Source organism: Bhargavaea massiliensis (genome assembly GCF_050480245.1).
Lineage (GTDB): Bacteria > Bacillota > Bacilli > Bacillales > Anoxybacillaceae > Anoxybacillus.
In genome coordinates, this window is record NZ_JBCNEQ010000030.1 from 1 (window position 1) to 15,726 (window position 15,726).

Annotated in this window: 13 protein-coding genes; 11 read left to right on the forward strand and 2 right to left on the reverse strand. The window is 44.7% G+C overall.

All coding sequences use genetic code 11. The annotated features are described in order from the left end of the window. Positions 1-81: 81 nt before the first annotated feature. Positions 82-888 (reverse strand): Cof-type HAD-IIB family hydrolase, encoded by an 807-nt coding sequence (locus ABEV15_RS07255; protein WP_498852810.1) that lies wholly within the window; start codon positions 886-888, stop codon positions 82-84. Between the two features lie 108 nt (positions 889-996). On the opposite strand from ABEV15_RS07255, the gene ABEV15_RS07260 reads away from it, so the two are divergent. Both ABEV15_RS07260 and ABEV15_RS07265 read left to right on the forward strand, forming a co-directional pair. Continuing rightward, entirely contained in the window at positions 997-1,752 is a 756-nt protein-coding gene (locus ABEV15_RS07260; protein ID WP_498852811.1) for an alpha/beta fold hydrolase, read from the forward strand. Between the two features lie 68 nt (positions 1,753-1,820). After that, positions 1,821-2,528: a YwiC-like family protein gene (locus tag ABEV15_RS07265; protein WP_498852812.1), complete on the forward strand. Its 708-nt coding sequence runs from the start codon at positions 1,821-1,823 to the stop codon at positions 2,526-2,528. A 40-nt stretch (positions 2,529-2,568) separates the two neighbouring features. On the opposite strand, the gene ABEV15_RS07270 is transcribed toward ABEV15_RS07265, so the two are convergent. After that, positions 2,569-3,252 carry a Crp/Fnr family transcriptional regulator gene (locus ABEV15_RS07270; protein ID WP_498852813.1) on the reverse strand — a complete coding sequence of 228 codons (684 nt, stop codon included), beginning with the start codon at positions 3,250-3,252 and terminating at the stop codon, positions 2,569-2,571. Positions 3,253-3,428: 176 nt separating this feature from the next. On the opposite strand from ABEV15_RS07270, the gene argC reads away from it, so the two are divergent. From argC to clpB, 9 genes are all read left to right on the forward strand, one after another. Continuing rightward, positions 3,429-4,454, forward strand: coding sequence for an N-acetyl-gamma-glutamyl-phosphate reductase (gene argC, locus ABEV15_RS07275; protein WP_498852814.1), 1,026 nt, complete (start codon positions 3,429-3,431; stop codon positions 4,452-4,454). 14 nt (positions 4,455-4,468) lie between these two features. Beyond that, complete coding sequence (gene argJ / locus ABEV15_RS07280) at positions 4,469-5,695, forward strand: bifunctional ornithine acetyltransferase/N-acetylglutamate synthase (protein WP_498852815.1); 1,227 nt, start codon at positions 4,469-4,471, stop codon at positions 5,693-5,695. Between the two features lie 12 nt (positions 5,696-5,707). After that, a complete protein-coding gene (gene argB / locus ABEV15_RS07285; RefSeq protein WP_498852816.1) occupies positions 5,708-6,466 on the forward strand; it encodes an acetylglutamate kinase in 759 nt (252 codons plus the stop codon). After that, complete coding sequence (gene argD, locus ABEV15_RS07290) at positions 6,463-7,620, forward strand: acetylornithine transaminase (RefSeq protein ID WP_498852817.1); 1,158 nt, start codon at positions 6,463-6,465, stop codon at positions 7,618-7,620. Before argB ends, argD begins: the two co-directional genes overlap by 4 nt. A 49-nt stretch (positions 7,621-7,669) precedes the next feature. Then, on the forward strand, positions 7,670-8,737 hold the full coding sequence (locus tag ABEV15_RS07295; RefSeq protein WP_498852818.1) for a carbamoyl phosphate synthase small subunit: 1,068 nt from the start codon (positions 7,670-7,672) through the stop codon (positions 8,735-8,737). After that, positions 8,730-11,834 (forward strand): carbamoyl-phosphate synthase (glutamine-hydrolyzing) large subunit, encoded by a 3,105-nt coding sequence (gene carB, locus ABEV15_RS07300; protein WP_498852819.1) that lies wholly within the window; start codon positions 8,730-8,732, stop codon positions 11,832-11,834. The genes ABEV15_RS07295 and carB overlap by 8 nt, the downstream gene beginning before the upstream one ends. Then, positions 11,831-12,775, forward strand: coding sequence for an ornithine carbamoyltransferase (argF, locus tag ABEV15_RS07305; RefSeq protein WP_498852820.1), 945 nt, complete (start codon positions 11,831-11,833; stop codon positions 12,773-12,775). The genes carB and argF overlap by 4 nt, the downstream gene beginning before the upstream one ends. An 89-nt stretch (positions 12,776-12,864) precedes the next feature. Next, entirely contained in the window at positions 12,865-13,044 is a 180-nt protein-coding gene (locus tag ABEV15_RS07310) for a YjzC family protein (RefSeq protein ID WP_003395421.1), read from the forward strand. 85 nt (positions 13,045-13,129) lie between these two features. Further along, positions 13,130-15,703, forward strand: a complete 2,574-nt coding sequence (clpB, locus tag ABEV15_RS07315; protein ID WP_498852821.1) for an ATP-dependent chaperone ClpB — start codon at positions 13,130-13,132, stop codon at positions 15,701-15,703. The last annotated feature ends 23 nt before the right edge of the window (positions 15,704-15,726 follow it).

A 15,726-nucleotide genomic window follows, 5' to 3' on the forward strand; every position in this document is an offset into this window, starting at 1 on the left:
AGGGTGCGAAATGTGAGTTGTGACGCGTATGGCGTCACATATAGTTTGCGCATATGACGCCACAATACGTGAGGGAATTTTTTATAACTTTAATGACGATTGCAAATAAACAGCGATCCCGTCTTCTTCGTTCGTTTTTGTCACATCGTCTGCCACCGCTTTGAGCGGTTCAATCGCATTGCCCATCGCGACACCTAATCCAGCCCATTTTAACATCTCGATATCGTTATCTTCATCGCCAAAAGCGATGACGCGCTCGCGTGGAATACCGTAATAGGAAGCAATTTTTTCAAGACCGACCGCTTTATGAATGCCGCTTCGGACGATTTCGATGACGTGCCACGGGGCTGTCCAACTGCGGTGGTCGATGACGTTGGCATGCACTTCAGATAAATATGTGCGAATGCGCCCGACGTTTTGTTCGTCAGATAAAATTAAAATGCTCGTTGGATCTTTTCGTAAAATGTCACGTAAGTTTCCGATATATACATTTGGATTTCCTAAATTAAACAAATCAAGCAATTGCTCGTCATGTTCGTGAAAATAAACATCGTCCATCACTTCAGCTAAAATGTTGCGTACGTTATATTTTCGGCTTACTTCAACAATTTCTTTTACTGTTTCTAACTGAAGTGGCGTATGGTACATTCCCCAGCTGTCATCTTTTGGATGATGGACGAATGCGCCGTTGAAATTGACGATTGGCGTCGTTAAGTCGAGTTGTTCATAATACATTTTGCTTGCGCGATACGGCCGTCCTGTCGCAATGACGACAATATGCCCCGCTTGTTTTGCTTTCTGAATGACATCGTAGGAGCGTGGAGAAATCGTTTTATTATCTTTTAGCAACGTGCCATCTAAATCAAGTGCAATTAAATGTTGTTCCATAACCGTTCCCCTTTTCGTTAAAATTATTCCTCATTCAGTGTATCGTTTTTCCAAAATATTTGTCTATATGGTAAGATAATGTTAAAACATAAAATGGGAGATGAGAACATGGTGTCGATTATTCGGGAGTCGATCGCAAATATTCCGTGCCTGCAGGTCGTGAAAGAAGATGGTACACATCATATGCGACCACTTGTCATTTTTATTCATGGATTTACAAGCGCGAAGGAACATAATCTTCATTTCGGCTATTTGCTTGCGGAAGCAGGGTATCGTGTCGTTTTGCCGGATGCGTTGTATCATGGGGAACGTCCAAATCCGCTTTCTGACGATGAACTTCATTTGTCTTTTTGGGATATTGTGTTAACGACTATTCGCGAATTAGAACAAATAAAAAATGAACTTGTGGCGCGAGAACTTGTTGATCCAAAGCGCATTGGCGTCGTTGGGACATCGATGGGGGGCATTGTGACGTTCGGTGCGTTGACGCAATATGAATGGATTCGCGTGGCTGGTTCGCTAATGGGGAGCCCGTGCTATAAAAAGCTTTTTGATTTGCAATTGCAATTTGCCGAGCGAAAAGGGATGACATTGCCGCTTTCTAAACAGCAAATCGAAACGTTGCGCAACACATTAACGGCATATGATTTATCGCTACAACCAGAAAAATTAAACGGTCGTCCGCTTTTCATTTGGCACGGAAAACAAGATGACGTCGTTCCGTTTGAGTATACATACGCCTTTTATAAACAAATCGAGCCGTTTCATGAGCCACTCCGTATGTTAGTCGATGAACGAGCAGGTCATAAAGTGACGCGCGAAGCATGGTTACAAACGGTTCAATGGTTTGTCACACATTTATAAAAACATGTGACATCGATCACAAAAAAGAGAAAGGGAGGATGGTACAATGAGACGTGAGGAGGGATAGTATGGTTATTCCGAAACAACATGGCGCATGGGCGATGTTAATCATTCCATTTTTATTCGGCATCGACATCGGTCAAGCGACGTGGCTTCATTTTCCGTTATTTGTCGCATGGTTTTTTCTTTATTTAGCCACATATATATGGATGCTCGTTGTAAAAAAGCAAGCGACCGCTCATCATAAAAAATGGCTTGCCATCTATACGTTTGTTGCCCTCATTTTCGTCGCTATCCCGCTTGCTTACAAGCCGACGCTCGTTTATTTTGGATTAGCTATGGTTCCGTTTTTTGTTGTGAATATATATTTTGCGAAAAAGAAAAAAGAGCGGTCGTTTACGAACGATGTGGCGGCGATTATGAACTTTTCGCTCGGCGGTGTAGGAAGCTACTATGTCGGAACGGGAGCAATCGATGAAAAAGCGTTGTTTTTATTTGTTGCCTCCGTTTTATTTTTCGTCGGAAGCACATTTTACGTAAAAACGATGATTCGTGAAAAAAACAACCCGCGGTATAAGTGGGCATCTTGGGTATTTCATATCGGGCTTATTGTCGCATGCATCGCTACGGGCCATGGCTGGCTTGCGCTCGCTTATGTGCCGAGCGTCGTGCGTGCCATTTACTTTTATGGAAAAGCGTTGTCGATTAAAAAAGTAGGGATTTACGAAATTGCCAATGCTGTTTATTTTGCGCTTGTTGTGATGATCGTTTATTAATATGATGCAAAACGGGTGCCGCCATTTTTCGGACACCCGTTTATTTCATGTTGCATATGTCGATTGGACAACCTTCGCAACGAATTTCATCTTTTAAAAACTGCAAATCGTGAATCGTTATTTTTCCTTTGTGGACAGAGATGATTTTTAGCTCTTTTAACTCTTTTAATAATCGGCTGACGACTTCGCGTGCACTGCCACAAAAATTGGCGAGTTCTTGCGTCGTCATCGGAAGATCGATAAAAATGCCGTCTTCTGTTTCAACACCGTAGCTATTCGCTAAACGAATGAGTGTGGAATAAAGCGCACCTTTTTTTCCGTACAAAATTAAATCGCGCACTTTTGCTTGCATCCGTTGCAATTGTAAATGAATCCATTGCATAAACTGCAACGCAAACGCATGGTCTGTCGTCAATTTTTCTTCGAGTTGTTGCTTGGTGATGACAGCTAACGTCCCCGCCTCCACCATTTTTGCGCTAACGGTACAAACGCACATCGGTTGAAACGGAACGATCTCCCCAAACGAGTCCCCTTGCTCACAGATGCGCAGCAATAGTTCGCGTCCTTCATCGGTTGTTTTACTCAATTGTACTTTTCCTGTACATACAACATACAGCTCGCTTGTCGCTTCTCCTTCACGAAAAATATATTCTCCTTTTTGAATGTCGATCGTATGGTGAGAGAGGGAAAGAAGCTCGGATAAGGAGATCGGTTGAATTGTCATATGCTAACCACCTTTTGTTGTTATCTAATTCCATTAAAAAGAAAAACAGAGGTAGCGTCAATAAAGAAGGTGAAAAAATAAAAAAAAATATTTAAATATACATTTGATTTTATTTTTATGCAGTATTATAATGATAACTAAATTTATAAAATATACAGAAAGTGGGGAACAGGTTAATGAAAGTCTCCATTATTGGAGCGACAGGATACGGGGGAATTGAACTCATTCGCTTATTGCAACATCATCCGCATATGCATGTCGCTTCTGTTCATTCATCTTCACAAGCAGGTGTTTCGCTACATGACGTGTATCCGCATATCGAGGAGCGTTTCGTCTTGCGTGATATTCGAAGCGACGATATCGAAGGCGAGCTTGTGTTTTTAGCGACACCGCCTGGCGTATCGAGTGAATGGACGCCAAAATTGCTTGCGGCAGGATATAAAGTCATTGATTTATCGGGAGACTTTCGTTTACGTGATGGGAACGTATATGCAAAGTGGTATAAAAAAGCCCCGCCGAACGAAAAAGTGTTGAAACAGGCGGTATATGGTCTGACAGAATGGAATCGCGAGCAAATTAAAAAAGCGACATTGATTGCGAATCCTGGCTGTTACCCGACAGCGACGTTGCTCGGATTAGCACCGCTCGTTATTCAAAAATGGATTGTGCCGCACTCCGTCATCGTTGATGCGAAATCAGGCGTATCTGGCGCAGGGCGAGGCGTTTCGCTTGGCGTTCATTTTGCGGAAACGAATGAAAATGTAAAAATATACAAAGTAAATACACATCAACATATTCCTGAAATAGAACAAATGTTGTGCGATTGGAACGAACAAATGGCACCAATCACGTTTAGCACGCATTTAATTCCGATGACGCGCGGCATTATGGCGACGATATATGCGGAAGCTGCATGCGCATTATCGCATGAAAGAATCATAGAGTTATATAAAGAAACGTATAAACATTGCCCGTTCGTGCGCGTTCGGGAAGCGGGATCTTTTCCGTGCACGAAAGATGTGTACGGCTCGAACTATTGTGATATTGGGATTGCTTATGATGAGCGTACGAATCGCATTACTGTTGTGAGCGTGATCGATAATTTAATGAAAGGGGCGGCAGGGCAAGCCGTTCAAAATGCAAATGTGATGTTTGGATTTGATGAACAAACGGGACTGACGGCGATGCCGATGTATCCGTAAATGGGGGGAGAAAAGTGAAAGTGAAAGAAAAAAAAGTAAAATATATAGCCGATGGAACGATTGTTACACCGAAAGGATTTCAAGCAGCAGGTGTGCATGCGGGCTTACGTTATACGAAAAAAGATTTAGGGGTGATCGTTTGTGACGTGCCCGCATCATGTGCGGCAGTATATACGCAAAACGTGTTTCAAGCCGCTCCATTGCAAGTAACAAAGCAAAGCATCGCTGTTGAAAACAAGCTGCAAGCAGTAATCGTCAACAGCGCGTATGCAAATGCATGTACAGGCGAACAAGGATTAAAAGATGCGTACGAAATGAGAAAATTGTGTGCGGAGACGTTCGGGCTTCATGAACATCTCGTCGCTGTCGCATCGACAGGGGTGATCGGTGAATGTTTGCCGATGGGAAAAATCCGCGCGAGCATTCCAAAGCTGAAACCGACGGCAGAATGGGATGGAGCGGTTGATTTTCAAACGGCTATTTTAACGACCGATCTTGTCATGAAAAAAACGTGCTACGAAACGATCGTGGACGGTCAAGTGGTGACCGTTGCAGGAGCGGCAAAAGGATCGGGGATGATTCATCCGAATATGGCGACGATGCTTGCTTTTATTACGACGGATGCGAACATCCCATCAGACGTATTACAAGATGCGCTGCGCTCCATTACAAATGTGTCGTTTAATCAAATTACGGTCGACGGAGAAACGTCAACGAACGATATGGTCATCGTTATGGCGAGCGGATTAGCAGGCAATGAGCCGCTTTCTCCACAACATCCGGATTGGGCGAATTTTTATGAAGCGCTTCGCCAAACGTGTGAACATTTAGCGAAACAAATTGCGCGCGACGGTGAAGGGGCAACGAAATTGATTGAAGCGCGCGTCAAGGGAGCGCGAACAGACGAAGAAGCAAAATGGGCAGCCAAACATATCGTCGGCTCGAATTTAGTGAAAACAGCTGTGTATGGGGCGGATGCCAATTGGGGGCGCATTATCGGCGCGATCGGTCATAGCGGAGCATACATCAATCCTAATTGTGTTGACGTATGGATTGGCTCCATTCAAATGTTAAAGCAAAGCCAACCGGTGCCGTTTTCAGAGGAAGAAGCTAAAGCGACTCTGATGGAAGATGTTGTCGTCATTACAGTCGATTTACATCTCGGCGAAGGAGAAGGCATCGCATGGGGATGCGATTTAACGTACGACTACATTAAAATTAATGCGAGCTATCGCACATAAGGTGGGATCGTTGTGATTGTCATTAAATGCGGCGGCAGTGTGCTTCATGAGTTATCTCCATCGTTTTTTACGAGCGTTAAACAACTAAGAGAAAGTGGACTTGATGTTGTCATCGTTCATGGCGGCGGGCCAGACATTGGGCATTTGTTACAGGCGCTCAACATTCCGTCCGAATTTGTGAACGGCTTGCGAAAAACGACAAAAGATGTGTTGGACGTTGTTGAAATGGTGTTAAATGGAAAAGTGAATCAGACGCTCGTCTCTCTTTTGCAAGCAAACGACATTCGCGCAGTCGGGTTATCGGGCGTTGATGATCGCCTTTTACAAGCAAGTCCAATCGATCTCGATGCGCTCGGCTATGTCGGTGAAGTTGTGAACGTTCATACGAAGCTGTTGCATACGTTGCTGCGCCACGGATACGTTCCTGTCATCGCGCCAATCGGTGTTGATGAACACGGTCAGACGTATAACATTAACGCAGATACAGCCGCAGCGGCTGTGGCACAGGCACTTTCGGCTGATAAACTCGTTTTTGTGACAGACGTCGCTGGCATTTTAAACAATGGGGAAGTTGTGAAAGAAGCAACAGCACATATGATTGAAGCGATGATCGCAGATGGAACGATTTCAGGTGGGATGATTCCAAAAGTCAAAGCCGCCCTTCATGCGCTCAACTCGGTCAATGAAGTGGCGATTGTAAGCGGAAAAGTTCCATTTTTTAAAGACGGAACATGGCATGGAACGATGATGAAGAAAGAGGTGTATGTATGATTTTTCCGACTTATCAACGGTTTCCGATTACGGTTGCAAAAGCGGAAGGCACGAAAGTCATCGCGACGGATGGAAAACAATATATCGATTTTGTTGCAGGCATTGCGGTATGCAATCTCGGTCATCGCCATCCTGCTGTGCAGCAAGCGTTAGAAGCGCAGTTAAACGAAGTATGGCACGTGTCCAATTTATTTCATCTTCCGATTCAAGAAGAAGTCGCTTCTCTTCTTGTTCAACATTCCGTTGGCGATGCGGTGTTTTTTTGCAATAGTGGAGCGGAGGCGAACGAAGCAGCGATCAAGCTTGCACGTAAACATACAGGACGGTCGAAAATAATTACGTGCGAACGGTCTTTTCACGGCCGTACGTTTGCGACGATGTCAGCGACAGGGCAGGCGAAAATTCACGATGGCTTCGGCCCGTTGTTGCCGACGTTTGTTCATGTGCCGTTTAACGATATCGCCGCGCTTGAGCGGGAAATGGATGAAACGGTAGCAGCTGTGATCGTTGAAGTTGTGCAAGGTGAAGGAGGTGTTGTCGTCGGAGAAAAGTCGTTCTTGCAGGCGGCACAACAGCTTTGCCAAACGCATGGTGCATTGTTCATTGTCGACGAGGTGCAAACGGGGATCGGGCGAACAGGAACGTTATTCGCCTACGAACAGTTTGACATTTCACCAGATGTCATTACCGTTGCGAAAGGGTTAGGAAGCGGATTTCCTGTTGGGGCGATGCTCGGAAAAAAACATGTCGTCGCAACGTTTAGCGCAGGTGTGCACGGCTCCACGTTTGGCGGAAATGCTTTAGCGATGGCAGCAGCGAAAGCAACGCTTGAAATCGTCACTCAGCCTTCGTTTTTACAAGAAGTACAGGAAAAAGGAATATATTTCAAGGAAAAATTAGCCGAGCAGTTAAAAGACGTTCATATCGTTCAAGACGTACGTGGTTTAGGACTGATGGTTGGTATTGTATGCAGCGAACCAGTCGCAAACATATTGCCGCATATTCATGAAAAAGGGCTGCTCGTTTTAGCGGCGGGACCGAACGTTATTCGCTTGTTGCCACCGCTTATTGTCACGAAGCAAGAGATTGATGAAGCGGTAAATATATTACAAGATGCGTTAACATCGTATGAACGCAATTTTTTATACGCATAGATGAATAAAAATTCTATTTGTTTAATAAACATTCGGTTGGGGTGTTGAAATGGAAGCATATTTACATTTGCAAAACGGCAAAACGTTTGTCGGCAATTTAGAAACGGCGTGGACGGGAGATATTGCGGGAGAAGTTGTCTTTTTTACAGGAATGACAGGATATCAAGAAGTGTTAACAGACCCGTCGTATAAAAATCAAATGATTGTTTTTACGTATCCGCTCATTGGAAATTACGGGATTAATGAAGTCGATTTTGAAAGCAAACAGCCGCATGTAAAAGCTGTCATCGTTTATGAAGCAGAAGAGACGGGACATCATTACGAAGCGACGTATAGTTTAAAACAATATTTGCAAAAATGGAACATCCCCCTTCTTACGCATGTGGATACGCGGGCGGTTGTGAAACAAATTCGGGAACATGGGGCGATGCCTGCCGTCATTTCAACAAGTCGTCAAGCGGTCGTGCAAATGGAGGAACAAGCGCCTGTTCCGCTCGTCAGCACATCGGAAATAAAAACATATGGAGACGGTCACATGCATGTCGTTTTATTTGATTTCGGCTATAAAAAATCGATCGTTCATTCGCTAATCGAGCATGGCTGTCGGGTGACCGTCGTTCCGTACAACACGACGTTACAAACGGTAGAACAACTTGATCCAGATGGGGTGTTATTATCGAACGGACCGGGGGATCCGAAACAGTTGTCGCATCATTTACGAAACATTCTTTCCGTTATTGAACGGTATCCAACGCTTGCGATTTGTCTCGGACACCAGCTCGTGTCGCTTGCTTACGGCGGGGATACGGAAAAATTACCGTTTGGGCATCGTGGGGCGAATCAGCCGGTATATGATACGAAGACGAAAAAAGTGTTGATGACGTCACAAAATCACGGCTATGTCGTCAAGGCGGAAAGTTTAGCCGATACGCCGCTCTCCATTCGCTTTATTAACGTTAATGACGGTTCAGTGGAAGGAGTCGTCCATGAAACGAAGCCGATTTTATGCGTGCAATATCATCCTGAAGCGCACCCTGGACCAAACGATACGCAATTTATCTTTGCGGAATTTGTCGACATGATGAAAGCAGCAAGAAAGGAGACAGTGTATGCCTAAAGATACAACGTTACGTTCGATACTTGTCATCGGTTCTGGTCCGATCGTCATCGGGCAAGCAGCGGAGTTTGACTATTCAGGAACGCAAGGGTGTTTAGCGCTAAAAGAAGAAGGGTATCGCGTCATTTTAGCTAACAACAACCCAGCGACGATCATGACGGATGAAGTGCATGCCGATGCTGTATATTTTGAACCGCTCACCGTTGAAAGCATGGAAAAAATTATCGCAAAAGAGCGACCCGATGGGTTGCTAGCTACGCTTGGCGGCCAGACGGGGCTCAATTTAGCTTTTGCGCTACATGAACGCGGCATTTTGCAAAAATATAACGTTCGCTTGCTCGGTACACCGATTGAATCAATTAAGCGTGGGGAAGATCGTGAAGCGTTCCGTGCGTTAATGTACGAATTAAATGAACCCGTGCCAGAAAGTGAAATTGTGACGACTGTCGAAGAAGCGGTGCAATTCGCAAAACAAATCGGGTTTCCGATTATCGTTCGTCCAGCATATACGCTTGGTGGAACAGGCGGCGGGATCGCAGCAACGATGGATGAGCTTGTTGAGATTGTGACGAAAGGGTTGCACGAAAGCCCGATTACGCAATGTTTAGTGGAACGGAGCGTCGCGGGGTTTAAAGAAATTGAATATGAAGTGATGCGCGACCATACGAATACGTGCATTACGATTTGCAACATGGAAAATATCGATCCTGTCGGCATTCATACGGGCGATTCGATCGTTGTTGCCCCGTCGCAAACGTTGACGGATGTCGAATATCATATGTTGCGTTCCGCTGCGATTAAAATTATTTCGGCGCTTGGCGTTGTCGGTGGATGCAACATTCAATTTGCGCTCGATCCGAAAAGTAAAAAGTATTATTTAATTGAAGTCAATCCGCGTGTGAGCCGGTCATCTGCGCTCGCATCGAAAGCGACCGGTTATCCGATCGCTAGAATGGCGGCGAAATTGGCGGTCGGCTATACGCTAGCCGAGCTTATTAATCCGGTGACGGGACATACGTATGCGAGCTTTGAGCCTGCACTCGATTACGTCGTCGTGAAATTTCCGCGCTTTCCGTTTGATAAATTTTCGTTTGCCGATCGTCGTCTCGGCACGCAAATGAAAGCGACGGGAGAAGTGATGGCGATTGACCGCAATTTCGAACGCGCATTACAAAAGGCGCTTCATTCGCTTGAGTTAGACCATGTTGGTTTATATTCACCGACGCTTGCGAAACAGCCGACAAAGGCGTTAATTGACATCGTAAAAGCGGGAGACGATCGGCGCTTTTTTGCGATATTAGAGCTGCTTCGGCGCGGCGTTTCAACGGAACAAATATATGAATGGACGAAAATGGACTTATATTTTTTAACGCGTTTTGCTCAGCTTATTGTGCTTGAACAACAGGCGAAAGAAACGACGCTCGATCTCATTGATGAACAAACGTTTCGCACGTTGAAAGAAAAAGGTTTTTCTGATGCATATTTAGCTTATATATGGAACGTTGACGAAAAAGACGTGCGTGAAAAAAGAAAAGCATACGGCATTGTACCTGCTTATAAAATGGTTGATACGTGTGCAGCGGAATTTTCAGCAGAAACATCGTATTATTACTCGACATATTTCGGTGAAAGCGAAGTGCAAACGAGCGACAAACCGAAAATGCTTATTCTCGGCTCAGGTCCGATTCGTATCGGGCAAGGTGTTGAATTTGATTACAGTTCCGTTCATTGCGTGTACGCTTTACAGCAAGCAGGCTATGAAGCGATTTTAATCAACAACAATCCCGAAACGGTAAGTACCGATTTTACGGTAGCGGATCGTTTATATTTTGAACCGCTCACCGTTGAAGACGTATTAAATGTGGTGGAAGCGGAGAACGTTGAAGCGGTCATCGTGCAATTTGGCGGGCAAACGGCCATTAATTTAGCGAGCAAACTTGAAGCGTATGGCGTTTCTATCATTGGAATGAATAGCGATACGATCGATCAGTTAGAAGATCGGGAGCGTTTTTATACGTTGCTTCAATCGCTTGACATCCCGCACGTGAAAGGCGCGATGGCAAACGATGAAACGGAATTATGGAGAAAAGTAGAAGAAATTGGATATCCACTTTTGCTTCGTCCGTCGTATGTCATTGGCGGACGAGGAATGCATATCGTTTACGATAAACAACAGCTTTCTGAGCTTGTCGAGCAAGGTCTTGTATATCCTGTATTAATTGACGAATATATGCGTGCAAAAGAAGGCGAGCTTGACGCCATATGTGATGGATATGACGTGTTTGTGCCAACGATCATTGAACATGTCGAAAAAACGGGCGTTCATTCTGGCGATAGTTATGCGTTGCTGCCTGCCCAATCGTTTACGGAAGAAGAGAAAGAAAAAATGATCGACTATACGAAACGAATCACAAAAAAGCTTTATTTTAAAGGATTAATGAACGTTCAGTTTATCGTACGAGACGGCGAAGTGTACGTATTAGAAGTGAATCCGCGGGCAAGTCGTACCGTTCCAGTTGTTAGTAAAGTGACAGGGGTACCGATGGTTCAACATGCGACAAACGTATTGCTTGGGAAATATTTGTCGGAAGAAGTCAAACAAACGGTTTGTATCCCGTATGTTGTCTTAAAATATCCGGTGTTTTCGACATACAAACTGCCGGGTGTCGACCCGCTCGTTGGGCCAGAAATGAAATCGACAGGCGAAGGTATTAGCATCGCAAAAACGCTGGAGGAAGCTGCATTAAAAGCGTTTTATCCATATCTCGTGAAGAAAAAAGAGGCGCATGAAATGTACGTCGATGCGCCAGCGGATGCGAAGTCGTTTATCGAACAAGCGCAACAACAAGGAGTAACGATTGTAACAGATGAGCCGTTTGAACAATGGGTCGCGAAAAAAGAGGCGCTTGCGTTTGTTAGCTTTATGCGTGATGAACAAAGTGCGGGGCGAAGAAAACAAGCGCTCGCTCGCCATGTGCTCGTGTTAACGGAAGAAGAAACAGGGAAATTGTTTTTACAAGCATGGTCAAGTAAAGATTTTTCCGTTTGTTCGATTCAAGATTGGTTAAAAACAATAAGTGAAGTGGTGAGAAAATGAATATGACAGCAACGATTCAATTAAAAGGAAAAGATTTTTTAACGTTAGCGGACTATTCAAAAGAAGAAATTGAATATTTACTTCATTTAGCTGTTGAATTAAAAGAAAAGCAACAAAACGGCGAACGGTATACGCCGTTGAGCGGCAAAACGTTGGCGATGATTTTTGAAAAACCGTCAACGAGAACGCGCGTCTCATTTGAAGTGGGGATGGTGCAACTCGGCGGGCATGCGCTTCATTTAAGCAGTCGCGATTTGCAAATTGGGCGCGGGGAAACGATTGCCGATACGGCACGCGTATTATCGGAATATGTCGACGCGATTATGATTCGCACATTTGAGCATGAAAAAGTAGAAGAGCTCGCCCAGTATGCGACCATTCCAGTCATTAACGGATTAACAGACGACGATCATCCATGCCAAGCGCTTGCTGATTTATTGACGATTTATGAAGTGAAGGGAAAACTACAAGGACTAAAGCTCGCTTACATTGGTGACGGAAACAATATGGCGCATGCGTTAATGCTTGCTGCGGCAAAAGTTGGCATGGATTGTGCCATCGCTTCACCGAAAGGATATGAACCGAAAGAAACAATTGTAAAAGAAGCAAAACATATCGCAAGCGAAAGCGGAGCGACAGTCGTTGTCACAAACGATCCGTATGAGGCGATTGCCGATGCGGATGTTGTATACACAGACGTATGGGCAAGCATGGGGCAAGAAGCGGAAGCAAATGAGCGCATGCACATTTTCGCCCCGTTTCAAGTGAATGAAGCACTCGTTCAACAAGCGAAACAAGATTTTATTTTCTTGCATTGTTTGCCAGCACACCGAGGCGAAGAAGTGACGGAAGGTGTCATTGATGGGGCACATTCGTATATTTTCCAACAAGCAGGCAACCGCCTTCATGCGCAAAAAGCGCTGCTCGTTTCGTTACTGTAACATTTGTATGTCCATCCGTTATTTCTCATGATGTTTACGAAGCAAAACGGACATATTATAAAATGATGAGACGATGAGGAGGGATACGGATGGGACAAAGTAGACATTTCCGCCCGGGACAAAAAGCACCAAACAACGGTATATATATTGAAATTGGTGAGACAGGGGATCAAGTAAAAAATCCGAAAAAATTAAAACTAAAAGCAGGTGACCGTTTCCCTGAAACGTCAAATCATAACCGCATTTGGACGTACTTTCCGAAACCGTAAGCCATCCTTGCATAAGGGTGGCTTTCTCACTATAATACGTAATAGATGAAGGTCAAATAAAGTCAAAGTCAAAGGGGTGAGAACGATGGAAATGACGGAAAAAGTGCAAGAGGCGTTCGGGCGTGCACAAACGCTAGCGACGGAAAACCAACATCAAGAAGTTGATGTTGAACACGTATGCATCGCGCTTTTTGAACAAGAAGATGGGCTTGCACGGCGCATATGCGAGAAAATGTCCGTTCCTGTTGCGGCGTTGTTAGATGAATGGAGAAAACAGCTGAATAAAAAGCCGCAAGTCATTTCGAGTTCAGAGGCGGGAAAAATATATGTAACAAATCGTTTACAACAATGGCTTGTGCGGGCAGAACAAGAAGCGAAACAAATGAAAGATGAATATGTATCGGTTGAACATTTGTTGCTTACCCTCGTTGATGATAAAGAAGCGAAACAAATATTGTCGCGCCACGGTATTGATCGAGAAAAGTTACTACAAACGATTATGGAAATAAGGGGGAATCAACGCGTGGTTAGTCCAAATCCAGAAGCCACATATGAAGCACTGCAAAAATACGGTCGCGATTTAGTGGCAGAAGTGAAAGCGGGAAAAATTGATCCGGTCATCGGCCGCGATAGCGAAATTCGTCGTGTCATTCGCATTTTATCGCGCAAGACGAAAAACAATCCGGTTTTAATCGGAGAACCGGGCGTTGGTAAAACAGCGATTGTCGAAGGGCTCGCACAACGCATCGTCCGAAAAGATGTGCCAGAAGGGTTAAAAGATAAAACGATTTTTGCACTCGATATGAGCGCGCTCATTGCCGGTGCGAAGTTTCGCGGAGAATTTGAGGAACGGTTAAAAGCAGTATTAAATGAAATAAAGAAAAGTGAAGGACGCATTATTTTATTTATCGACGAACTGCATACGATCGTCGGGGCAGGACGAACAGACGGTGCATTGGATGCCGGCAACATGTTAAAGCCGATGCTTGCGCGCGGGGAATTGCATTGTATCGGGGCGACGACGCTTGATGAGTACCGTCAATATATTGAAAAAGACCCAGCGCTTGAACGTCGTTTTCAACAAGTGCTCGTCGAAGAGCCGACGGTTGAAGATACGATTTCGATTTTGCGCGGATTGAAAGAGCGATTTGAAATTCATCACGGTGTGAACATTCATGACGGTGCGCTCGTGGCAGCAGCGACATTATCAGACCGTTACATTTCCGATCGGTTTTTACCTGATAAAGCGATTGACTTAGTTGATGAAGCGTGCGCGATGATTCGAACAGAAATTGATTCGATGCCGACAGAATTGGATGAAGTGATGCGAAAAATGATGCAGCTTGAAATTGAAGAAGCAGCGCTCAAAAAAGAACAAGATGAAGCGAGCAAACAGCGCTTGCAAGCCTTATCGCAAGAGCTGGCGAATTTGCGCGAAAAAGCAAACGCGATGAAAGCGCAATGGGAAAAAGAAAAAGAAGCGATTCAACACGTGCGCGCGTTGCGTGAGCAGTTAGAAAAAGCAAAGCGCGAGTTAGAAGAAGCAGAAAACAATTACGATTTGAATAAAGCAGCAGAACTTCGTCACGGACGCATTCCACAGCTTGAAAAACAATTAAAGCAACTTGAACAAACCGAAAGAGAAAGACGATTGTTGCGTGAAGAAGTGACAGAAGAAGAAATCGCGACAATCGTATCAAAATGGACGGGCATTCCGGTGACGAAACTCGTGGAAGGCGAGCGCGAAAAATTGTTGCGACTTTCAGACATTTTACATGAGCGCGTCATCGGACAAGATGAGGCCGTTGAACTAGTGAGTGATGCGGTGTTACGCGCGCGTGCAGGGATGAAAGATCCGAATCGTCCGATCGGTTCATTTCTTTTCCTCGGTCCGACAGGTGTCGGAAAGACCGAACTGGCGAAGGCGTTAGCGGAAGCGCTTTTCGATAGTGAACAACAACTGATTCGCATCGATATGTCGGAATATATGGAAAAACATGCGGTGTCCCGTTTAATTGGAGCGCCTCCGGGGTATGTCGGCTACGAGGAAGGGGGGCAGCTCACCGAAGCGGTACGCAGAAAACCGTATGCGGTCATTTTGCTTGATGAAATTGAAAAAGCGCATCCAGAAGTGTTTAACATTTTACTGCAAATGTTAGACGACGGTCGCATGACGGATTCACAAGGAAGAACGGTTGACTTTAAAAATACAGTCGTCATTATGACATCAAATATCGGATCACATACGTTGTTAGAAGCGGTCGATGCGCACGGGGAGGTAAACGAAGAAGCGCGCGAACAAGTGTTAAAACAGTTACGTGCGCATTTTAGACCAGAGTTTTTAAACCGCATCGATGATATTGTCTTATTTAAGCCGTTAACTGTACGTGAAGTGAAAGGCATTGTCGATAAGTTTATGAAACAGTTAGAAGAACGGTTGGCGGAGCGTCGCATCGCAGTCACATTAACGGATGAAGCGAAAACGTACATTGCAACACATGGGTTTGACCATGTATACGGTGCGCGCCCGTTGAAGCGGTTTATTCAAAAACATATTGAAACAAAACTTGCGCGTGAAATTGTTGCTGGACATATCAGAGACTATAGCGCGGTTACAATCGATATCGAAGGCGATGAATTGGTTGTAAAAAAAGGATAAACGGACAAATGCCGTTTATCCTT

Coding starts and splice junctions, on each gene's coding strand:
- ABEV15_RS07255 (WP_498852810.1), bottom strand. CDS start 888: ATGGAACAACATTTAATTGCACTTGATTTAGATGGCACGTTGCTAAAA.
- ABEV15_RS07260 (WP_498852811.1), top strand. CDS start 997: ATGGTGTCGATTATTCGGGAGTCGATCGCAAATATTCCGTGCCTGCAG.
- ABEV15_RS07265 (WP_498852812.1), top strand. CDS start 1,821: ATGGTTATTCCGAAACAACATGGCGCATGGGCGATGTTAATCATTCCA.
- ABEV15_RS07270 (WP_498852813.1), bottom strand. CDS start 3,252: ATGACAATTCAACCGATCTCCTTATCCGAGCTTCTTTCCCTCTCTCAC.
- argC (WP_498852814.1), top strand. CDS start 3,429: ATGAAAGTCTCCATTATTGGAGCGACAGGATACGGGGGAATTGAACTC.
- argD (WP_498852817.1), top strand. CDS start 6,463: ATGATTTTTCCGACTTATCAACGGTTTCCGATTACGGTTGCAAAAGCG.
- ABEV15_RS07295 (WP_498852818.1), top strand. CDS start 7,670: ATGGAAGCATATTTACATTTGCAAAACGGCAAAACGTTTGTCGGCAAT.
- carB (WP_498852819.1), top strand. CDS start 8,730: ATGCCTAAAGATACAACGTTACGTTCGATACTTGTCATCGGTTCTGGT.
- argF (WP_498852820.1), top strand. CDS start 11,831: ATGAATATGACAGCAACGATTCAATTAAAAGGAAAAGATTTTTTAACG.
- ABEV15_RS07310 (WP_003395421.1), top strand. CDS start 12,865: ATGGGACAAAGTAGACATTTCCGCCCGGGACAAAAAGCACCAAACAAC.
- clpB (WP_498852821.1), top strand. CDS start 13,130: ATGGAAATGACGGAAAAAGTGCAAGAGGCGTTCGGGCGTGCACAAACG.